This is a genomic window from Rheinheimera pleomorphica (genome assembly GCF_011634895.1).
Taxonomy (GTDB): Bacteria; Pseudomonadota; Gammaproteobacteria; order Enterobacterales; family Alteromonadaceae; genus Alishewanella; species Alishewanella pleomorphica.
Genome location: NZ_SIRR01000025.1, coordinates 199,012 through 221,065 on the forward strand (window position 1 = coordinate 199,012; position 22,054 = coordinate 221,065).

Sequence of the window (22,054 nt, forward strand, 5' to 3'; positions counted from 1 at the left end):
GCGTTATTATTGTTTTAGTTGTTTAAAGCCATCAAAATTCGCGTTCGGTTACCACATTTACCAAGGCTTCATCTTTCAGTGCTGACTGGCCGGCAATGACTACCCGGTCACCCAGCGCCAGACCGGATAATACTTCTACCGTGTTATCAGCCTGATAGCCCAGATGTACCTGTTTGCGGCTAACTTTGTGCTCGCTATCGATAACAAAAACTGTCTGGGTGTTGTCGGTGCTCATCAGGGCGCGTTTGGGCAGCAACAGCGCATCCGTTTTTACGTCAAACTGCAGCTGTACCTGAGCAAACATACCGGGCTTTAACCGTTGCTGCTCGTTAGCCACTTTAAGTACTGCACGCACGGTGCCGGATTGCGCATCGACTACCGGCGAAATACGCACCAGTTCAGCGGTTTGCGGCTGCATACCGGCAAATTGCAACAACGCTTGCTGGCCAACTCGCGCCTGGGCGAGTTGTTGCTCTGGCAGGTGCACCACCGCTTCTAACTGCTGGTTCGACACCAGATGAAACAATGACTGCGTAGCGTGCTGGTTAACCAGCTGGCCGACTTTAGCGTAGCGACGTGATACTACGCCATCGATTGGCGCCCGAATTTCGGTTTCTTTCAGCGCTAACTCAGCCAGGTTTACCGTGGCCTTAAGCGAATCGTATTGCCATTGCAGTTTTTCAAACACATCGGCGCTGATCAGCTGACGCTGGTACATCTCTTCCATGCGTTTTAATTCGCTGCTCAGGCGGCTTAATTCGGCTTTTTCTTTGTTCAGGCTAAACTGCTGACGTTCATTGTCCAGCACGGCCAGTAACTGACCTGCGCTAACTTTATCCCCCTCTTCCACCAGAATTTTTTGCACTATGCCGGTTGCTTTACTGATCACTTCGGCCTCGGCACGCGCTTCCAGCGTGGCAGTAGTACTATAGCTACTGCTGATTTGTCCCTGACGGGTCAGCGCTGCCTCTACCGGTATGGCGACTACCGCTTCAGCCTTAGTCGCAGCGGTAGAACTATTGGCCTGATTACAACCGGTTAATAACACGCTGGCTAAAATGGCTGCCGCCGCGCTAAGTTTAAAACTGTGTGAGGTTTTCATCATTCATCCTTTGGAAAACAAAAAACTGAGCAAGTTAACATCGCTAATGCAGTTGCCATGCCAGCGGTTAAAACCATTATTTCTTGAATATTTTCAACAACATAAAATAAATTCATTTTTCCAGCCACACTCAGTACCAATTAAATTTGGTCAAAAGCACCATTTTTTGGTGTTAAAGCCCACCTCGTAAGCGGCCAAACAACAGCCGCTTGCGGCTTAGAGTCTGTACTCTAAGGTCTGACCTCTTTATACTGCTCACTTTTACATTCAACAGGGTATGTATATGTTTAGAAAAACCGCCGCGTCATTAGCTGTACTCTCCACGCTTGCCAGTGTGTCGGCGCACGCTGAAGGCTATAAATTATTTGAACAATCGGTCAGCAGCATGGGCAATGCCTATGCTGGCCGCGGTGCTCAGCTAACCGACGCTACGCTGGTGTACTCCAACCCGGCTGCGCTTACCGCTTTAGACGGTGCCCAGCTGTCTGGCGGTTTAAACCTGATTAACGCCAAAACTAACTACCGCAATGCCAGCGCACAAAGTGCCAATGGTCAGTCTGTAGTTGGTCGTCCTGAGGGCGCAAATAGTTTAAATGAATTAGTACCTTTTGTGTTTTACGCCGATAAAGTGTCAGAACAAGTAAGCTGGGGTATTGGTTTTTATGTGCCCTTTGGTTTGTCATCTGATTACGACGACGACTTTGCCGGCCGCTACTTCGCCGATGAAACTGCCGTACAGGTATTAAGCCTGCAACCGGCACTGGCGTATAAATTAAATGACAACTGGTCAGTGGGTGTGGGCATTTCGTTAAACCGCGCCGAGGGCACCTTGTCGAAATTTAAAGATCACAGCGGTTTATGTGAAGCCGGGCCATTACTGGGCGCTATTTTTAACGACGCTATCTGCCAAAGCCACTATGAAGTAGAAGGCGATGACATCGCTTTCGGTTATACCTTAGGCATTCACGGTGAGCCTATCGACGGCACCCGTTTAGCCTTTACCTGGCACTCGGCGGTGAACTACACGCTAAAAGGCGATTCGGTGATCACTAACACTCCGGTCACCAGTGCCAATGGCCAGCCCTATCTGGTACCGGTACCTGGCATGCCACAATTACCACTGTTGGATGCCCGCACGGGTAAACTGGCCACTAATGATGTACTGATTGAAAAAAGCCAGCTGGATTTAACCACTCCTGCCAGCGCGGCTTTTAGTATTGATCAGCAGCTAACGCCAGCCTTGTCGTTGCAATTTAGCGCAGCCTGGACGCAGTGGAGCAAGTTTGAAAGCATTGATATTATCAGCAACGATGCCAACCCCAGTATTTCGCTGAACACCCAGCGCGAACCTAATCTGAATAGCCCGGGCTATATCGGCTATATTCCGGAGTATTGGCATAACAGCTGGTCTTTTGCGCTGGGCGCAACCTATGTTTACCAGCCGGACCTCACGCTGAAAACCGGTATTGCCTATGATGAAAACCCGATTGGCCAAAGCCATAAAACAGCGCGCATTCCCACTGATGACAGGGTATGGCTAACCGTTGGTGCCAGCTGGCAGCTTAGTGACCAGCTAAGCCTGGATCTTGCCTATGGCTACCTGTTTACCGGTGATGTCAGTGTAAATGAGCGGGAGTACAATGTGCAGGACGTACCGCTGTATAACAGTGGTTATCAGGGCCAGTACAGCAATAAAGGCCAGTTGTTAGCAATACAGGCCAACTATCGTTTCTAATGTTGTTCTAGCAGCTGGTGCGGCATACGCACCGGCTTATTCACACCAACACGCCGTAAATACCTCCCTGTAGGCTCGATTCAGGCATCCATGCCTTCAACGGTTGGTTTAGAGTAAGCCGATGCGTCAACTAAATCAGCTATACTCGAGTGCTATTAATGCACCAACGTCAGTTTATAGCCTGACGGTGCGGCATCATCCTGCTCGGCCAGCAGCATATAACGCTTGCCCGGCTCCAGTTGTTGCGTTGCGGTCTTATCCAGCAAGGTAGTACTGCCATTTTCTGCCACATGCACCAATGAAATGGCATAGTAGTCTTTTGGCAGGTTAATACTTTGCTGCTTTTTAAACGCCAGGTTTTTAACGCTATAGCGCGCATCAGCAATAGTTTCGTTATCACGCACAAAGTAGACATGCAACTTGTCAAAATCGCTGGCCAGGTTTGCCACTATGACATCATGTGCCTGTAATTGCGGGGCGTTTGGCTCAGCAATACTTAACGCCTCAACCTGCTGCTGTGCATTGGCATACAGTAATACCGCCTTACTGTCACCGGCCGCTATGCTGAGTAAAGCGCTGTTTAACAGCAGCTGCTCGGTATTGTCGCGCACCGACAAGCTGTAATCGCCTTTGCTAATATCAACATAACTGCTTAACTGCCCGGCATTCAGGCTGCTGACCGTCTGGTTGTCCAGCGCCACACTGACCGGCTGTGTCAGGCTGTTATACAAGCGGAACTGCGCGGGTGCATTGCTATGCTCATAACTGCTAACGGTTGAAGAGTTCAGTACCAGATCTAATGCCAGCTGGTTTGCCAGTGGGCCGTGTTTATCCCGTACTATCAGGACGTAATGATTGGCATAAGCAAAATTAACACTGTTAGCGATAAATAACGGCGTTGTCTTGCCTGTCTCGGTCAGATACAGATTAAACTTACCAACTTCCCTGGCGTCAGTCAGCGAACTGACTTCGTGCAACGTTAGGCTATCCAACAGCTCGGCGTCGGCAAAACCTTTGTTCTCAGCGCTCAGATACACATCCACTGCACCCTGCGTAGCAGATAAATTCACTAAATGCAGCTTAAACTGCTTATCCAGGCCGTCATCATGCTTAAAGTTGAGTTTTATATGGTCAAACTGCTGTTCATGCTCAGTCAGCATAATTAACGTCTTCTGCCCTTCTGCCAATGGCATTTCTTCAGTTAACAGCGTTTGTGCGCTGGCCACATCGGTCAGTTCCAGGGTGTAACTGTCAGGCTTTAAACTTTGTAGTGCACTAACATCGCCGTACGCCGCGCTGCCAACGCTGGTATCACTGGCGGTTAATGCTGTATTGCCGCTATTGGCGGCACCGTTGTAAAACTGCAGATAAGTTTCTGCCTGAGTTTTGTCACTGCTACTGCCACCACAGCCAGCTAAGCCCAGCGCCGCAGCGCAGGCCAACAAGGCCATTGGATAAACTAATTTCATTTCACGTTTCCCAAAGATTATTAAACAGCAGCCCAGAGTAAGGGCTGGAAGCGGCGAAAAGCTATGGCAAATTACCATTACAAACAGTTGGTTACGGTTAATTACAAAAGCTGCCGTTTTTATACAAAATTCGCATTGCGATCTGCAGAACGAACTGCAAACAACAGCGTAGACCGATTCAGTTACGCTGCAGATTCTGCTACACTCTGCGCGCCTTTTCTCAGCCTCAGAAGACGTGATGATGACTCTTGCAACTCAGGTTCTGGCAGTAAATGACGATCTGCCTATTCGTACAGATTTACCGGTGCATTCCGGCAAAGTGCGCAGTGTGTACTGGCTAACCCGCGACGACAGTGCCAGGCTTATCCGGGAAAAAAACTACCCGGTCGCCGCCGATACCCCGTTGGCCATTATGGTAATAAGCGATCGCATTTCAGCCTTTGACTGCATTTGGCATGGCGAGAACGGCTTAAATGGCGTACCGGGCAAGGGTGCAGCGCTAAACGCGATATCTAACCACTGGTTTTCGCTGTTTAAACAACATGGGTTGGCAGACAGCCATATTCTGGATATTCCGCATCCACTAGTGTGGATAGTACAAAAAGCCAAGCCGCTTAAAATTGAAGCCATAGCACGGCAATATATTACTGGCTCCATGTGGCGCGCTTACAGCAAGGGCGAGCGCGAATTTTGCGGCATAACCCTGCCTGAAGGCTTGCAGAAAGATCAGAAACTGCCAGAAATTCTGATTACGCCGTCTACCAAAGGCATTTTAACCGGCCTGGATGGCGTGCCCGAGGCCGACGATGTGAATATTTCCCGCGCTGATATCGAGCGCCATAGCGCCGCCTTTGGCTTTGAACAGCTGTCTGACATTGACCTGTACGAAAAACTGTTAAAACAGGGCTTTGGCGTAATAAGCGATGCTCTGGCCAAACTGGACCAGATGTTTGTTGATACCAAATTTGAGTTTGGCTATGTTAAAGATGCCGCAGGCAACAGCAAACTGATTTATATGGACGAAGTGGGCACACCCGACAGCTCACGTATTTGGGATGGCGCCAGTTGGCGCGAAGGCAACATTGTCGAGCAGTCAAAAGAAGGTTTCAGGCAGTGGCTGCTGAATAACTTCCCCGAGCCGGATATTTTACTGAATAAAGACCGCATGCCAGAGCGTGCGGCGTTAGCGCGCGATAACGCCCTGCCAACGAACGTAATGATGGATATTTCACGCACATACTTGGGCATTGCCGAGAAAGTGATTAGCCGTAAAATCGAGCTGTCGGCTAACCCGAAAGCCGAGATTATTGACGTGCTGGATAAAGAGTACGGCTTAATTAACCACTAAGCACTCAACACTCAACAAAGCCCGCATCGCGGGCTTTGTTTTACTTGTCACAACGTTTTGGTCATAAAGTATTTCGCCCCGCCGGCAAACGGATAATCCTGCTGCACCCACTGTACCTGATAGCCATGATGCTGATAGAAAGGTTTGGCCTGAAACTCCAGCGTATCCAGCACCACATACCGGCAACCACGCGCTGTGGCGATGGCTTCAGCCTCAAGCAACATAGCGCTGCCTAAACCCTTACCGCGCTCTTTGTCGTCCAGCCAGAACGACTCTAAGTAAAACCAGTTACCAAAAGTGCGCCCGGCCAGCATGGCAATCACCTCGCCACCAGCATTTAAGCGCTTTAACCCCAACGCCTGGCGCTTACTGGCGTCCCAGTGTTTAGCATTAAACTCGGCGATTTTCTGTTTTGCCAGCTCAGCAAATTCCGGGCTGTTATCTTCAATAGAGTCAACCATATTACTCTCTTAACGCTCGCTTGCAGTTATATACGCCATGACGCTGGCACATTCAGCCAAAGCGTTTATTCTGCACTGGCTGCATTACTTAAGCACTCCCCTGCCACAAAGGCATGGATACTATTGGCTAAGGCATTTTTCAGCCAGTCAGGACCAAAATCTGTCATGTCGTTATGTTTGGCGTCGGCAAGCTGAATAATACAGCCATTCAGCTGCGTTAACTCCTCTGCCGTATATAAAACACCCTCATCAGCGGAAAAATCGCTGCCACGAATTGATAATACCGACACTGTTTTAAGCCGCGGTAAGGGCACACGGCGATGATCCAGCGTGATCAACTGCTGCGCCGGCGCCTGAGCATGGTTAATGTACCAGGCCGAAATATCACCACCGTTTGAATGCCCGACTAAAGTGATAGCGGTAAACTTGTAATTTGGCATCTGCTGCTGCAGTTCACCGCGCACAAGCTCAAGGCTGCTCGCGCCACGCTGCCAGTTTTCACTGCGCGCCTGGTACAAGTCGCCACGCACTGCCAGCGGCGGATCGCCAGGTAACTCGTGCTGCACCGCCACCACCAGATAACCGGCTGCGGTTAAGGTGTCGCTGATAAAGCTGTAGTTATCATACGCCACGCCGTAGCCAGAGCTTAATAGCGCCACCGGACAAGGGCTTTGGTTAGTGCAAAGCGATGCATGCTGCGGGTAACTGATGTGAACAGGAATATCGCGCTGCGTGTGTGTATCGCGAAGCACAAGGTACTCTGCCGCTGTTGCAGCCTGGCCGAACAACACAAGTAACAATGGAGTTATATACTTCAAGTAAAGATTCCGAAATATTGTATAGATTTCTTTGCCATAAAAATTTAAGGCCGCAAATGCGGCCTTAATTCGGCGAAATAATGTCACGGATTAGGGCTGCTTACAACTTATCCAGCTCGACATCACCACTTACTGTACTTAGCTCGACACTGCCATCACCGCTTCCTAAGGTAAATTGCAGGCTGCGCGCCGGGCCGTATTTGGCTTTACTGGCCTTATCACTGCTAAGCTTATTGCTGATACTGCCACCGGCTGAGGCTTTAATATCAAAGCGGGCGCTGATGTTAGTGTCGAGCTTTAACTCAATATCGCCGCTAACGCTGCTGCCGCTAATACGCGGCGCTGTGCTGTTACGCAGTGTCGCTTCCACTTCACCATTTACTGTGCTTAATTTCAGCTGTTTGGTGCCAGTAAGCTCCAGCTTGGCATCGCCATTGACAGTACTGACATTTACTTCATCGGCACTGCTTTTGGCTTTAATATCACCGTTGACGACCTCGTAGCTTAGGCGACCACTGGAGCCCTCGTCGTCTATTTTGCCGTTAACGGAGTTCAGCTCTACTGTGCCACTGCCACCTTTTAGCTTAATTTCACCATTTACCGTGCTCAGTTTTACGCTGTTGCGTAAGTCATTGGCGGTAATTTCACCGTTTACGGTGCCAATCTGGCTGCTACCGTGTATACCACTGACATTGACATTACCATTAACGCCTTTAAATTCAACACTGGCTCCCACTGGTACTTCAAAGCTAAGTTCAGCCGCATGGGTTTTGTCGTTCCAGTTGTAATTCACCTGGCGCGGCATGGTCATTTCAAAACGGGTAAAACCGTCTTTGCTGTCAAATTCATAACCCGTGGCTTTTTCGTCCAGCTTGCCCTTTACACTGAAGGTGTTGCCGGCTATCGCCTTAATGGTTATTTCACCACTCATTACTTCAATATAAATTTTTTCATTGCCCGATACGCTAACGCTCTCGTCCACTGCCTGACGCGGATCGGCAAGCGCCAGCTGGCTTACGCCAAGCAGCATGATACTAAACAGGCCACTGGCCCAGGCTTTGTTTACTGATAATTTGCTTGCAGGTTGCATAGCAGTCTCCTAACTAAGAGTTAAAGGTTGTTGCAGCGTGGCTTGTTGAATATAGCTAAGCTGCTGTTGATATAAGTTTTGCAACTGCGCTAACAGCTGCGGTTCATCCGGATAAAATTGCAGGGCCAGGCGCACCTGAGCAATGGCCTGATCCCAAATCTGTAATTGCTGTTGCCAGTTATCAAAGCCCTCGGCGATGGCACTTACCTGGCCCAGTTGTTGTGCTTTTTGCTGCTCATACACCTGCAACAGCATCAACTCGGCGCTGGGCATAGCGGCTGTACTTTGGTTTGGCGGCGGTAAAATAGCCAGCTGCCAACCGATCAAACCAACCAGCAGCAGCGCCGCAGCGCTGGCCCAATAGCCTAGCGGCGGCTTAACTGTCTGCCGCTCTGGCAGACGGCTGGCAATATCAGGCCATAAATCGCGCTCTGGCATCTGCTCAACCTTTAACTGTGCAATTGCCTGATCTAATTGCTGTTCATTCATCGGCTAACCACTCCTGTAACAGTTGTCTGGCCCTAAAGTACTGCGCTTTTGAGGTGCCTTCAGCAATGCCAAGTAACGCCGCTATTTCCTGATGCTGATAACCTTCCAGCGCAAACAACACAAATACCGCTCTGGCCTGTGCCGGTAGACGCTGTATCGCCTGTTCCAGCGCTGCCGAGTTACCACTGCATTCCATCCAGGGTTCGCTCAGGCTATCGTTGTCGTCAGTACTGTCTGTCAGGCGCAAATATTTTTCCTGACGCCAGATATCGATGGCGGTACGGGTCGCAATACTGTGCAACCAGGTCGCAAAGCTGCTGTCACCACGAAACTGTGGCAATTGCTGCCATACTTTGATGAACACTTCCTGGCTGGCATCTTCGGCTTTTTGTTTATTCGCCAGCAGCCGCCAGCAAATGGCATACACCCGGCCAATAAACTGCTGATACAAGCTATAAAATGCCTGCTTATCACCCTGTTTGGCGGCTGCGACTGCCTGCGCCAGCTCCGTTGCCATAAACGCCCTTTTTTGGCCAATATCATGTTGTAATGTCAGGTTAGTCGACAGCGTAAAACGAAAGGTTTAAACCGCACAAAACTTTTTATTGCCGAAAAACCATTTATCGGCGCAAAACAGAAATCCGGGAGCCAGGCTCCCGTCACTAAATAGTGTGAAATAATCCAGGAAGGAAGGTGTAACGCGCTGCAGTATGCCGCGACTTCGTTTCAGTTTTGTTACCTGACCAAGATGTTTTTGTGAAAGGCTACAAATACCGCAGACAGAAAAAAGCCGGACAAGGTCCGGCGAAACGTAATGCCAAGTTAAGCACTAGGAGGAACAGATCTGCGCTAACAGACCAGACTAAGATTGCCGTAACTATGTGACAAAATGATGATTTCTCTGCGTCAAATCGGTTACCATTACCCTTTGCTACTGCGGCGTAAAAATATCAATATGTCCTGTCAGCCTGTACATCGCCTGGCGAAATATATCGCCCGTTGCGGCCATTGCTCGCGCCGTGCCGCTGAGCGCTTAATTAGCCAGGGCCGGGTTACACTTAATGGCGAAGCCGCTAAACATACCGATAGCGTTGGCGACGACGATCTTATTAGCATTGACCAGCAACCGCTCGCCCGGGCGCCTGCGCTATGTTACCTGGCCTACCATAAACCGGTAGGGATAGATTGCAACAACCGGCCAGATGACAGTGCCAGCTTATATCAGCTGCTTAAACAGCTACCACAGCGCGTATTTGCGGTTGGCCGGCTGGACAAAGATTCCAGCGGCTTGTTGCTGCTCACTAATGACGGCTCTTTGTGCCAACGCTTGTTGCACCCGTCGTATCAACACAGCAAAACCTATATCGTCGACACAGATAAGCCAATAACAACCGCTTTTTTGCAACAGATGGCCAGTGGGGTTAGCTGGCAGCTGGGGGAAAACCGCTATCAATCATTGCCGTGTCAGCTATGGCAAACTGACCGACAACAATTTCGTATCGTATTAACCCAGGGGTTACACCGGCAAATACGTTATATGTGTAAAGCCCTGGGATATAACGTCGTAAGCTTAAAACGCATAGCAATAGGCGCCTTTGAACTGGGCACCCTGCAGAGCGGCCTGTACCGGCCGGTTACTGCGGTAGAGCTAGAGACCTTGTTGCAACCGGCTACGTTGCCACAGCCACAAGCAAAGTAATAGTGTAGCAGCGTACATCAGCACTGCCCCCCAAACGACACCGCTCCAGGCGTGCCATTGCCAGAATGGCTGCAAGTACACACCGCCAGTGCTGGCACCCACATAGTAAAACACCAGATACAGCGCACTGGCGCTGGCTTTAGCCCGGCTGGCATGTTGATTCACCCAGCTACTGGCCAGCGAATGGGTTAAAAAGAAGCCAAAAGCATTAATAAAAAAGCCCAAAACAATCAGCCACAAACTACTGCTTAAGGTTATAACAGTACCCAGTATCAGGATCAGTACGCCAAGCGCCATGCCCAAGAGCACCGGCAGCTTAAGCGCTACTTTACCCGAGATAGCAGAGCCCACCGTGCCAGTAAAATAGGTAACAAACAGTAAGCCAATCCAAAAACTGGATAAATAATAAGGTGCCCCGGACAGCACAAAGGCGATATAAGTATACTGATTTAAAAAAATAAAAAAGTTAAGCCCACCAATCAGATAGCTTAACAGCAATAACGGCTGGCGCAGGTGAAACAGGTTATCAGCCAGGGCCTGACGCAAACGAAATGGCGTAACGCTAAAGCCCTTACTCCGTGGCAAAAAGCGCCAGATCAGATAGCAACTTACCGCGCCCAACAGCGTTACCGGCCAAAACACCCATTGCCAGTGGCCTATATCTGCCAGCGCGCCAGCCATTAAGCGGCCACTAATGCCGCCGAGCGAATTAGCGCTGATATAAAAGCCCACCGCCGTTACTAAGGCTGGTTTGCTGTATTCCTCCCCCATATAAGCAATGGCTACCGCGGGTAGCCCGCCCAAAAACAGCCCTTGCAACGCCCGCCAGAACACCAGTGCAGCAAAGCTTTCTACCTGCGTCAGTGCCAGAGTGCACAGCGTCATGCCAACTAAGGTTAACAACAGCAGTTTTCTGCGGCCCCAGGCATCTGATAACGCCGCATACACCAGTAACGACAGCCCCAATGCTAACGTACCCGCGCCATAGGCCCAGCTGGTTTGCAACGGCGTTAGCGCAAACTCCCGGCTAAGCACCGGCAATAGGGGTTGCAGCAGGTGTAAATTAGCAAACACCACCACGGCAGCAAAACACAGCGCAAAGGTGCTACGGTAAAATGCAGGGCTTTTATACTCGATCACTAGGTGACAACCGTAAACAACAGTGGCCGCATTATAAAACGAATGCTCAACCAAAACGACTGCATCAATGCCCTAAAAAAGCGGCCAGACGGCCGCTTGCTGGTTGCGATCAGAATTGGATGCTATAACGAAGACCAAATTCGCTGGCGTCATTGCTCATAATGCGCAAAATATAATCGCCGGTGTTTAACCGCGCGTTATCATAGCGCTTGTCGAAAATATTATGACCATATAAGGCCACCGTCCAGTTAGCATCGGCAGGTGCATAACGGATATCGACATTAACCAGTTCCCGGTTATCAATAAGCGTCAAACGGCCAGGATCGGAGCTTGGCTCGCCGTACATTTCGCCACGGTAGGAATAATCAAGCCGTGTTGTTACGCTGTCGCCATTTTCCAGCACATACTCATATGACGGACTGATAGATGCCGTCAGCTCTGGTGTCAGTGGCGCCACCGGTTTAACACCGCCCTGTTCATCTACATCAACATCGATATAACCTAAACTGGTATGCAATTTAAAATTGTTGGTCAGATAAATCGTGCTTTCCCACTCTATACCACGTGAGCGCTGTTTCACCACCAGATTAGTGGTATTAAAGCCGCCCTCTGCTGTGGTGCTGACCTGATAAGGTAAGTCATCATATTCGGTATTAAACAGCGCGATACTCATACTGATATCGGCCGTTAGCTGACCTTTCAAGCCAACTTCATAGTTGACTGCCGTAATGTTGTCAGATGCAACAAAACACTCTGGATTGCCAAACAAGCAATAAGGCCGCGCCGGGAACTGGCCGGACTGATAACCACTTTGAATACTGCCGTACAGGTTCATACCGCTTTCTAAGCGGTAATTGGCTGATAAATCAAAACTGACCTGACTCCAGTCATCCTGTGCGGCAAAAGGGCCAATGCCGACGTCAGCGGTAGCAGACTTTTTGTCTTTGTTGTAGCGCACCCCACCGGCAAGGCGTAAATCGTCAGTCAGGTTGTAACCCAGATTGACAAACACGGCGCGACTGGTTGCTTCCTGATCCAGCGCCAGCAGATTAGGGCCACCATTGAAACGGGAATCCTCGCCCTGGCGGTTGCTGCCTTTTTCATTAAACCAGTACAAGCCTGAAACAAAGTCAACGTCGCCCAAGTAACCGTTTAACTGTAGCTCTGCCGACGTCTGATCGGCATCACCATGCTCCGGGTAATGATCCAAGGCGTAAATGGTCGCGTCATCGTCCAAACCGGCTTTATATTCGGAAGAACGGCGGCTGATAATGGCACGGGTAGAGAAGTTATCACTGAAATTCCAGTCGGCAGTAACAGATACACCACTGGCTTTATTACTCACCTGCGTCACGTCTTTGGTGCCAGTGGCATTATCATAGGGGTTAGCGGCAACATCGGTATTACGCAGCGGGCCTGACGGCAGCGGCGCACCAAAGCGCTCACCGGTATAATAGGCACCGTTTGGTACTTCATCAATTAACGTGGTGTATGGCCGTAAACCGCCCTTACCATCATTCGCGTCTGCGGTAACCACCAGACTGAAATCTTTATCTGGCGCAAATTTAACTGACAGACGACCGTAGCTATCTTCGGTTTCACCAACATCGTATTTGGCGTCAGGTACGTTAATAAACTTGCCCAGACCATCGCGTTGGTTATACCCGGCGTTCAGGTTAAAGGACACTTCTTCTGTTATGCCGGCATTGACAAACACATCGCCTTTTAACCGGCCACGGCTACCGGCTTGCAGCGTCACTTTTGTTAAATCGTTCTGATCCGGCTGCTTGGTGATAATATTGATAGCACCACCAATAGAATTACGGCCATACAACGTACCCTGTGGGCCACGTAATACCTCAATACGTTCAATATTATTCAGGTTCCAGTTCTGACCTACCTGACGCCCCAAATAAACGCCGTCAACATACACGCTTACCCCAGGATCGGTAGTAATTAAGTGATCCTGCAAGCCAATACCGCGAATAAAAGGGTTAGCTGATGAAGTGTGACCGGCAGAGAAGCCCGTTACATTAAGGTTTGGTACAAACTTACCTACATCGGTTAAATCTGTGATGCCCTGCTGTGCTAAGGCATCGCCGCTGAAGGCACTAATAGCCACCGGCACCTCATAAATAACTTGCGCGCGTTTAGTTGCGGTAACGGTAATTTTTTCTATCCGGCTATTGTCATCTGCCGTCTCTTCAGCAGATTGCGCCAACACAGTCCCCGACAGCACGGTGCTCAGTGTCAGGCTTAGCAAGCTAAGTCGGGTTGTCAGTTTAGCTCTCTCGTTTTTATTATGGTTATTCAATGTTATCTCTCCACAAAATATTGCACCGGGTAAAACCCCAGCAGGCTATTAGTATATCTGAATATATTTAACCGCTAAGCGATAGCTGCAGCATTTAGACAGATTTAACGCAGTGGCGATATTGCACCATAAGAATATTTTCACTTTTGGCTACAGTTTTAGCATTCACTGCCGATAGCCAGCTGCAGGCTATACTAATAGCAGTCTACTTAGCGCACATCAGGAGCGGTATTATGGCCATTACATCAGGTAATAACGCCTCAGCAACAGCCATCGCACGGCAAAATTCTAATGCGATAAAAGCAGAAGATAACCGTGAGATAAAAAACGTGGCGGCGCAGGCAAAACAGGCACAAAATGTCGCCATTTTGAAAGCCAATGAGCAGGTGTCATTGCGTAGTAACAATGACTCGTTAAGTCTGCTGTATAAAACGGCACTGGACGCTATTAATGCCGAGCTTGAGCCAGTAATGGGTGAAAACGCGGCGCAAAAAATTTATGACAGCGGCATAGATACCTCACCAGAGGCCACAGCCGATCGTATTCTCGCTTTTGCCACCGGCTTTTACAGCCGCTATAAAGAGTTAACCCCGGATAAAACCGAAGCAGAAAATCTAACGGCGTTTTTAGACCTGATAACGCCTGGTATTGAAAAAGGCTTTGCCGATGCCAAAGACATCCTGAAAAGTCTGAAGGTATATGAAGGCGAAGTAGAAACTGGGGTCGACAGCACCTATAGCCTGGTGATGCAGGGCCTGGACAGCTTCCGCGAAAAAATGTTCGAGCTGGCCAAAGCCGCTGAGACTGACAGCGATACCAGTGCCGATAACGGCACTGAACCCGACGTCAGTGCCAGCAACTAAGGCATCAAAGACAACAGTTGAACAAAAAACCTGAATGGGGTGTTGTCGGTTTAGCTGTTGTCAGCCGTCTCGCTGTTTAGCAATCGGGTAACCAACAGCTGGTCTATTTTATAGCTGTCGATATCGACCACTTCAAACTTATAACCGCCGTGCAGCACAAAGTCAGTCCGTTTTGGGATCTTACGTAAGCTGTACATCATAAAACCGGCAATGGTTTCGTAGTTTTCCGGATTTGGAAAGCTGTCGATATCCAGCACCCGCATCACATCCTGCAATGGGGTTAAGCCCTCTACCAGCCAGGAGTTGGCATCCCGCGCGACGATCTGCTCTTCCTCCGAGCTTACTAATTCGCCCATCACTATGCTCATCACGTCTTTTAACGTAATAATGCCCACCACCAGTGCGTACTCATTCATAATGATGGCAAAATCGACCCCGGCTGATTTAAAATGCTCCAGCACTTCATACAAGGACAGTGTGTCTGGAATAATCAGCGGCGAGCGTACTATGCCCTCTTTTTTCAGTGAAATAGGCTGGTCGTGCAGCACCTGCATTAAAATATCGCGGGTATCAACATAGCCCACCACCTTGTCCAGAACACCATCTACCACTAAAAACTTAGCGTGCGGGTGCTCTGCCAGCTTGGTTTTAATATTGTCCTGTGATTCATTCAAGGTAAAAAAGATTAAACTTTCCCGTGCCGTCATCGCCGACGTCACGGTGCGTGACTCCATATCAAACACATTTTCCAGCAGCTGATGCTCATGCTCTTGCAGCACCCCGGCCTGGGCCCCCGCCTCCATCATGGCAATAATATCATCCGGTGTAATATCGTCTTTGCGCATCGTCGGCACATTAAACAGGCTGAAAAATAAGTTAGCCAGGCTATTAAACAACCAGACAAAAGGCTTCAGTAAGGTAATCAAAAACAACATTGGCCCAACCACTTTAGTGGCAATTTTTTCCGGCGCTATCATCGCCAGCCGCTTGGGCATTAAATCGGCAAACAGGATAAACAGCGAGGTAACAAAAAACACCGACAACGCAAACCCGGCACTGTGCACCCAGCTACCGTCAAACAGTAAAGCCAGCATGCCACTAAAATAAGGCGTAAAAGCCGATTCCCCTAAAATACCGCCTAAAATAGCCACCGCATTTAAACCAATCTGCACTATGGTAAAAAAATTGCCCGGGTGCTCCTGCAGTGTCAGCACCTTTTCTGCATTAACATTGCCCTCAGTCGCCATCAGCCGCAGCCGCATCTTACGCGATGCCGCCAGTGCGATTTCGGATATCGAAAAAAACGCACTGCAGGCAACCAGTAACAACATCAATAACATATATTCCAACGTCGACATCTTATCTCCTGCGTCAGGCAAAGCGCCCCTAACCAACATAGCGCCTAGTATAACGCTGTTAACCAGGCAAACTTGCTAAGCAGCTGAAAATATTCAACGAAAACGGCGACTTTTCAGCACCCACTGTGCAGCAACACACTATACTAGCAGTGGTAATACACTCTGCCCTGGGAGGGGTTATGAAAAAACTGTTAGTTCCGTTAGCCGCCATATTATTAAGTGGGCCAGCCCTGGCCAATGATCAGTTAGCCGCCAGCTTGTGTGGTTATATTAAAGATGATAACCGTAACCAGCTGCGAAAAACGCTGACGGATAACAAGCTAAACGTGCGCAACATTTATGACAGCGTAAAGTGTAACAATGAAAATATGCTGCAGTTTGCCGTACGTAGTGATGCTTATGAATCAGGTACCTTTATTATTAAACAAATGCCAGCCAAAACCCTGGCTGAGTTTGATTATCCGGCCTGGGCCAACAGCAATGGCTTTAGCGCCTCGCCACTGGTAAATGAAATCCGCGCCCGCATTGGTCAGTAAACAACCGGCTAAGTTACGACACACGCTGCAACATCTGAGGATGTTGCAGCAAAATCAACTTTTCATTTGATACATATCAAGCGCCGCACACCACCAAACTGTACAATTATTAATCAACCATGCCAAGAAGATCCGGGGGGGTTATGAGTACAGTGCTGAGTGTCATACTGGCGGGCGGTGCCGGCAAAAGGTTACAGCCATTAACCCTGAACCAGGCTAAACCCGCGCTGAACTTTGTTCATCACCGCCGCATTATCGATTTTGTCTTAAGCAACCTGTGGCATTCGCACTTTTATCATTTGCTGGTACTAACCCAATATAAACCGCAGCGCCTGCATCAGCATTTACAACGCCACTGGCAAGCGCGCTTTAAACAACATGGTGACCTGACTTTACGCCAGGCTCCGGCGCAGTTAACTACAGGCACTGCAGGTGCCGTGGCACGTGAGCTTAGCCTGATCCGTGACTACCGGCCACAACATGTGGCGGTACTAAGTGCCGATCATATCTACAAGATGGATTATCAACAAATGTTGCATTGCCACCAGCAACAACAAGCAGATTTAACCGTCGCCGCTATTGCTATACCGGTTGATCATGCCCGCCAATTTGGTGTCTTTATCGTAGGTGAAAACCAGCGTATTGAAGGCTTTGTTGAAAAACCTCAAGCAGCTGTGCCACAAATTCCGGGGCGGCCCGGCTATGCGCTGGTGTCGATGGGAAATTATTTGTTTCGCACCACGGTGTTAGAGCAGGCACTAAGTCAGGTTCAGCCGGGTACAGAGGTGGATTTTGGCCAACACATTTTGCCAACGTTAATCGCTACAGGCCGCTGTTGTGTGTACGACTTTAGCCAAAACCGCTTGCCGGGCGAGCAAAGCCTGCCGCATTACTGGCGTGATGTCGGCACCTTAAACAGCTATTTTGCCAGCCGGTTAGACATTTTAAGCCACCCTGACTGGTTACAAGGTCAGCAACAAGCCTGGCCGATACTGGGCAAACGCAGCTGCAGTGAACGTTTAAGCCAGGCCGGTTCAGCGTTATTACCCAAGCACAGTAAAAGCTGGCTCAGTGCCATCCGGCCACTGACACCGACACAACACCAACACGCGCTGTATTGCTAATCAGATAAGTGCAAAGGCCAGTGCCAGGCTGCGGCCGCTTAATACCAGGCTTATCAGCAGCACAATAGCGCCCAGCGCATTCTGCCAGCGGCTGTTTTTGTATTGGCCAAGCACTGCGTGGTTCATCGCCAGTAATAAACACAAACAAATCAGTGGCAGTAAAATGCCATTAGCCACCTGGGCAAACCAAATCACCTGCACAGGGCGAATGCCCAGTGATGCCAGCAGCACACCGCAGATAATGATAACCAGCCAGGTCAAGCGAAACAGAGGCTGGGTCAGATCCAGCGGCTTGCCTAAAATGCCTGCCAACGCATAGGCGGCGGCTAAAGGGGCGGTAATGGCCGATGATAACCCCGCCGCCATCAGCCCCAGTGCCAGACACCAGGTGGCGGCATTGCCAAATAGCGGCGTTAAACTCTGCGCCAGCTGACTGACATTCTCCAGTTGCTGGCCGCTGCCAAAAAAGGCCGCAGCCGCGGTAGACACTATTGCAATGGAGATCAGGCCGCCAAGCGGTATCGCCAGTGCAATATCAGCACGTGCAGCGCTTAGTGCCGTTGTCGTATCAAGCTGCGCTTTGGGCCATTTTTGCGCCGCGCTGGCCGCATGCAAAAATAGCGAATACGGCACCACGGTTGTGCCAATTAATGCCACTACTGTCAGCGTGGCGCCAGTGGGCAGCTGTGGCCACAACATGCCCTGCAGCAAGGCCGCGACTTCGGGCTTAGTCAGCACCATAGTGCCAATAAAGGCCAGGCTCATCAGTAGCACCAGCACAATTAAACAGCGCTCTATCCACTGATAACGGCCAAACCACAGCACTGTTGCCGCAATAATACCCAGCAGCAGAGCCCACAGGTTAAGGCCGCTGGCTGCCTGCCAGTGGCGGATAACACTGATATGGCCAAACAGCGCATCGGCTCCCAGTGCCGCACCGCTGATATTACCGCCCTGATAAGCGCTATTGCCAATGACAATAGCGGCGATAACTAACAGCAACAGCGGCCAACGCAGCAGCGGCTGTGTCACCAGAGTTCGCAGGTTTTCACCCAGGCCCTGGCCGGTAACAATACCTAAGCGCGCGGCCATTTCCTGCAAAATCATGGTCGCAAATACCGAAAATAGCAGTGCCCACAACAGCACATAGCCAAAGTTGGCGCCAGCCAGCGACGCGGTGATCACGGTGCCGGGGCCAATAAAGGCAGCCGTTACCAGCGCTGCCGGGCCAAAACGGGAAGTTTTTGTTGTCATCAGTAGAGGTTAGCGAAACAGACATGGCGCTACCTTAGCATAAGGCAGCGCCATCAGGGCAAGTGGCTTTTACAATAAGCCTTCTTTGGTATCCAGATGCTCACGCCGGTGCTGCTGGGCAATTTCCTCGGCTAACTGCTGCTTGGTGCGCGTTTCGCGGATCCGCCGCTCGGTTAACCAGAAGAAAAACAGCGGTACCACAAACACCGCTAAAAAGGTGGCCGCCATCATACCGCCCATGACACCGGTACCAACGCTGTGCCGTGCACCGGCGCCGGCCCCGCTACTGAGCGCCAGTGGCACTACGCCTAAAATAAATGCCAATGAGGTCATAATAATGGGCCGAAACCTTAAACGCGCCGCTTCCAGCGCCGCTGTGCCGGTGCTCCAGCCCTGCTGGGTCTTCATCAGCGCATATTCGACGATTAAGATGGCGTTTTTCGCCGCCAAACCAAGCAAGGTCACCAGACCAATCTGAAAGTACACATCATTAGTCAGGCCGGCGATCCACACCGCCACCAGCGCGCCAAAGATGCCAAACGGCATCGCCAGCAGCACCGATAATGGCAGCGACCATTTTTCATACAAGGCCGCCAGAATTAAAAACACCATCACTACCGCCATGCCCAGCGCCAAACCGGTGGTGCCGCCACTGCGTTTTTCCTGAAAGGCGCTGCCGGTCCAGTCGTAGCTGATATCAGGCGGCAACACCGTATTGGCCAGCCGCTCAATTTCAGCAATCGCCTGGCCCGAGCTGTAACCCGGCGCAGCGTTACCCAGCAGTTTTACCGCCGGCAGGTTGTTGTAGCGCTCCATATTGTCAGGGCCAGAGCTGTACTGGATATTGGCAATCGCCGACAGCGGCACCATCTCGCCAGTGCTACTTTTTACATAGATATGCTTAATGTCATCCGGCTGCATGCGATACTGTGCATCGGCCGACATCAGCACCTGCCAGGCCCGGCCATATTTATTAAAATCATTGACGTAGTATGTACCCAAGGTACCCGCCAGCGTATTAAAAGCATCGCTTACCGGCACCCCCAGCGCCTTGGCGCGCTCGCGATCTAAATCAACTTTTAACTGCGGTGTATTGGGCCGCCACAGCGTTTGTACGCCGGCTAAAATCGGGCTTTGCGCCGCAGCGCCTTGCATTATGCCCATGGCTTCGGCCAGTTTTTCCGGCCCGCCGTCACCACGGTTTTGCAGATAAAACTCAAAACCACCGGTATTGCCCAGGCCAAAAATTGGCGGTGGGTTAAACGCCAGCACCAGGGCTTCATTAATATGGCCGGTTTTCATAAACAGCTCGTTAACTAAATCGCTGGCGCTGATATCGCGCTCGTCCCAGTCCTGTTGGGTCACGAAAATGGTAGCGGCGCTGTTTTTATAACCGCCGCCGATAAAGTCAAAACCGGCAAAGCTGACAATATCTTTATTAGCGGGGTTAGAGCGAATAGCCGCGATCACTTCATCGGTAACGCGCTGGGTACGCTCTAAAGAGGCGCCATCGGGCAAAAAGATCGCTGCGATATAAAAACCCTGATCTTCATCCGGCACCAAGGAACCCGGCGTAGCGCGCCACAGCCCGGCGGTAATAAAAATCATACCGCCGACTAACAGCAGTGCCAGCACACCACGACGCAGGAAAAAGCCGACCGTCGCGACATATTTACCGGTAATGCGCTGGAACAACGCATTAAACCAGAGGAAAAACTTCGCCGTTTGCTTATGCTCGTGGCGTAATATCGCCACACACAGCGCTGGCGTCATCACCAGTGCCACCACGCCGGATAAGCTAACCGAAATCGAGATAGTCACAGCAAACTGGCGGAACAGCTCGCCGGTTAAACCGCCTAAAAAGGCGATAGGCACAAACACCGCACACAGCACCATGACAATAGCGACCACCGGGCCAGACACTTCCTGCATGGCTTTTATTGCTGCATCGCGCGCCGATAAATGCTCTTCGTGCATAATGCGCTCGACGTTTTCCAGCACCACGATCGCATCATCCACCACGATGCCGATAGACAACACCATACCAAACAGCGTTAGGGTATTAATGGAATAGCCCAGCATATACAGGCCGGCAAAGGTGCCCAGCAACGAAATCGGCACGGCAAGAATAGGAATTAAGGTGGCGCGCCAGTTCTGTAAAAACAGATACACCACTAAAAACACCAGCAGCATGGCTTCAGCCAGAGTTTTGACCACCTCGCGAATAGACACCTCAACAAAGCGTGTGGTGTCATAGGGCGTGGCCTGATCTAACCCGGCCGGAAAACGCTGTTTAAGCTCAGCCACAGTGGCGTTTACTTCTGCAGCGACATCCAGCGCATTGGCACCCGGCTGTAAAAAGATACCGACCAAGGTGGCCGATTTACCGTTGTACTGGCCTAAAAAATCATAATCGCGTGAGCCAAGCTCGACCCGGGCAATGTCTTTAACCCGCAACGTGCTACCATCAGCATTGGCGCGGATAATCACATTTTCAAACTCTTCCACCGTAGAAAAGCGGCCCTGCGCGGTTACGGTGTACACCAACTCCTGCGCATCGGCCGCGGTAGGCGTGGCGCCTATTTTACCGGCCGCAAACTGGGCGTTTTGCTCGCGCAGCGCGCTTGCTATCTCAGGTACTGTTACTTTTAACTGGCTCATTTGATCCGGCTTTAGCCAGATGCGCATCGCGTAATCTTTCGCACCAAAGATTTGCACATTAGTCGTGCCCGGAATACGTTTTAGCCGGTCCAGCACATTTAAGGTAACGTAGTTTGAGGTCCATAAGTCGTCACGGCTGCCATCAGGCGAGTAAAACGCCAGTACCTGTAAAAAGCTTGACGAGCCTTTTTCAACCGTAATGCCCTGCCGTCGGACTTCTTCGGGTAAACGCGCTTCTACCTTGCTGACACGGTTATTGACGTTTACCGCCGCCTGGTCAACATCGGTGCCAATTTCAAAGGTAATAAAGATGGTGGTCATGCCCGAGCTGGTCGAGGTGGATGACATATACATCATACCCTCGACACCGGTAATGGCGTTTTCCAGCGGCGCTGCCACCGTTTGCTCAAGCACTTCAGCCGACGCCCCCGGGTACATCGCCATTACCTGCACCACAGGCGGGGCAATTTCCGGGTACTGTGCTACCGGCAAGCTGCGCATAGCCGCTAAACCGGCCAGACAGATAAAAATACCAATGACAAAGGCAAAAATCGGCCGGTCAATAAAATAACGCGAAAACATAGTCTGATCCC

At 50.4% G+C, this 22,054-nt stretch carries 18 protein-coding genes; 6 read left to right on the forward strand and 12 right to left on the reverse strand.

Going from position 1 to position 22,054, the window contains the following annotated elements; genetic code table 11:
- Nucleotides 1–31: 31 nt before the first annotated feature.
- The gene (locus EYB30_RS15915) at nt 32–1,105 is read right to left on the reverse strand and encodes an efflux RND transporter periplasmic adaptor subunit (RefSeq protein WP_241698061.1); all 1,074 of its coding nucleotides are present in this window, start codon (nt 1,103–1,105) and stop codon (nt 32–34) included.
- Nucleotides 1,106–1,385: 280 nt separating this feature from the next.
- Between EYB30_RS15915 and EYB30_RS15920 the strand changes: the two genes are divergently transcribed.
- Nucleotides 1,386–2,837 carry an OmpP1/FadL family transporter gene (locus tag EYB30_RS15920; RefSeq protein ID WP_166840007.1) on the forward strand — a complete coding sequence of 484 codons (1,452 nt, stop codon included), beginning with the start codon at nt 1,386–1,388 and terminating at the stop codon, nt 2,835–2,837.
- A gap of 155 nt (nt 2,838–2,992) precedes the next feature.
- Here the strand turns inward: EYB30_RS15920 and EYB30_RS15925 are convergent, their stop codons facing one another.
- Nucleotides 2,993–4,306 carry a DUF4397 domain-containing protein gene (locus EYB30_RS15925; protein WP_166840009.1) on the reverse strand — a complete coding sequence of 438 codons (1,314 nt, stop codon included), beginning with the start codon at nt 4,304–4,306 and terminating at the stop codon, nt 2,993–2,995.
- Between the two features lie 238 nt (nt 4,307–4,544).
- Here EYB30_RS15925 and EYB30_RS15930 point away from each other — a divergent pair, with 238 nt between their 5' ends.
- Nucleotides 4,545–5,654 carry a phosphoribosylaminoimidazolesuccinocarboxamide synthase gene (locus tag EYB30_RS15930; protein WP_241698062.1) on the forward strand — a complete coding sequence of 370 codons (1,110 nt, stop codon included), beginning with the start codon at nt 4,545–4,547 and terminating at the stop codon, nt 5,652–5,654.
- 47 nt (nt 5,655–5,701) lie between these two features.
- Here EYB30_RS15930 and EYB30_RS15935 read toward each other — a convergent pair whose 3' ends face one another.
- The 5 genes from EYB30_RS15935 to EYB30_RS15955 all read right to left on the reverse strand — a co-directional run bounded on the left by EYB30_RS15935 (nt 5,702) and on the right by EYB30_RS15955 (nt 9,029).
- On the reverse strand, nt 5,702–6,115 hold the full coding sequence (locus tag EYB30_RS15935; protein WP_166840011.1) for a GNAT family N-acetyltransferase: 414 nt from the start codon (nt 6,113–6,115) through the stop codon (nt 5,702–5,704).
- 65 nt (nt 6,116–6,180) lie between these two features.
- Nucleotides 6,181–6,933 (reverse strand): alpha/beta hydrolase, encoded by a 753-nt coding sequence (locus tag EYB30_RS15940; protein WP_166840012.1) that lies wholly within the window; start codon nt 6,931–6,933, stop codon nt 6,181–6,183.
- 100 nt (nt 6,934–7,033) lie between these two features.
- Nucleotides 7,034–8,023: a DUF4097 family beta strand repeat-containing protein gene (locus tag EYB30_RS15945; RefSeq protein ID WP_166840014.1), complete on the reverse strand. Its 990-nt coding sequence runs from the start codon at nt 8,021–8,023 to the stop codon at nt 7,034–7,036.
- Between the two features lie 9 nt (nt 8,024–8,032).
- Nucleotides 8,033–8,512: a hypothetical protein gene (locus EYB30_RS15950; RefSeq protein ID WP_166840016.1), complete on the reverse strand. Its 480-nt coding sequence runs from the start codon at nt 8,510–8,512 to the stop codon at nt 8,033–8,035.
- Complete coding sequence (locus EYB30_RS15955) at nt 8,505–9,029, reverse strand: RNA polymerase sigma factor (RefSeq protein WP_166840018.1); 525 nt, start codon at nt 9,027–9,029, stop codon at nt 8,505–8,507. Before EYB30_RS15955 ends, EYB30_RS15950 begins: the two co-directional genes overlap by 8 nt.
- 372 nt (nt 9,030–9,401) lie before the next feature.
- Between EYB30_RS15955 and EYB30_RS15960 the strand changes: the two genes are divergently transcribed.
- Complete coding sequence (locus EYB30_RS15960; RefSeq protein WP_241698063.1) at nt 9,402–10,211, forward strand: pseudouridine synthase; 810 nt, start codon at nt 9,402–9,404, stop codon at nt 10,209–10,211.
- Here EYB30_RS15960 and EYB30_RS15965 read toward each other — a convergent pair.
- Together EYB30_RS15965 and EYB30_RS15970 are read right to left on the reverse strand one after the other, a co-directional pair.
- On the reverse strand, nt 10,161–11,351 hold the full coding sequence (locus EYB30_RS15965) for an MFS transporter (protein ID WP_166840020.1): 1,191 nt from the start codon (nt 11,349–11,351) through the stop codon (nt 10,161–10,163). The genes EYB30_RS15960 and EYB30_RS15965 overlap by 51 nt on opposite strands.
- A 109-nt stretch (nt 11,352–11,460) precedes the next feature.
- On the reverse strand, nt 11,461–13,665 hold the full coding sequence (locus tag EYB30_RS15970) for a TonB-dependent receptor (RefSeq protein ID WP_166840022.1): 2,205 nt from the start codon (nt 13,663–13,665) through the stop codon (nt 11,461–11,463).
- A 233-nt stretch (nt 13,666–13,898) separates the two neighbouring features.
- On the opposite strand from EYB30_RS15970, the gene EYB30_RS15975 reads away from it, so the two are divergent.
- Entirely contained in the window at nt 13,899–14,528 is a 630-nt protein-coding gene (locus EYB30_RS15975; protein ID WP_166840024.1) for a DUF5610 domain-containing protein, read from the forward strand.
- Nucleotides 14,529–14,578: 50 nt separating this feature from the next.
- Here the strand turns inward: EYB30_RS15975 and paeA are convergent, their stop codons facing one another.
- Nucleotides 14,579–15,886 carry a polyamine export protein PaeA gene (gene paeA / locus EYB30_RS15980; RefSeq protein ID WP_166840026.1) on the reverse strand — a complete coding sequence of 436 codons (1,308 nt, stop codon included), beginning with the start codon at nt 15,884–15,886 and terminating at the stop codon, nt 14,579–14,581.
- A gap of 179 nt (nt 15,887–16,065) precedes the next feature.
- On the opposite strand from paeA, the gene EYB30_RS15985 reads away from it, so the two are divergent.
- Together EYB30_RS15985 and EYB30_RS15990 are read left to right on the forward strand one after the other, a co-directional pair.
- Nucleotides 16,066–16,422, forward strand: a complete 357-nt coding sequence (locus tag EYB30_RS15985) for a DUF3718 domain-containing protein (RefSeq protein WP_166840028.1) — start codon at nt 16,066–16,068, stop codon at nt 16,420–16,422.
- A 143-nt stretch (nt 16,423–16,565) separates the two neighbouring features.
- Entirely contained in the window at nt 16,566–17,546 is a 981-nt protein-coding gene (locus EYB30_RS15990) for a sugar phosphate nucleotidyltransferase (protein WP_166840030.1), read from the forward strand.
- On the opposite strand, the gene EYB30_RS15995 is transcribed toward EYB30_RS15990, so the two are convergent.
- Together EYB30_RS15995 and EYB30_RS16000 are read right to left on the reverse strand one after the other, a co-directional pair.
- A complete protein-coding gene (locus EYB30_RS15995; RefSeq protein WP_166840033.1) occupies nt 17,547–18,800 on the reverse strand; it encodes an Nramp family divalent metal transporter in 1,254 nt (417 codons plus the stop codon). It lies immediately after the preceding gene.
- A 69-nt stretch (nt 18,801–18,869) separates the two neighbouring features.
- Nucleotides 18,870–22,043 (reverse strand): efflux RND transporter permease subunit, encoded by a 3,174-nt coding sequence (locus tag EYB30_RS16000; protein WP_166840037.1) that lies wholly within the window; start codon nt 22,041–22,043, stop codon nt 18,870–18,872.
- Between the last annotated feature and the right edge of the window lie 11 nt (nt 22,044–22,054).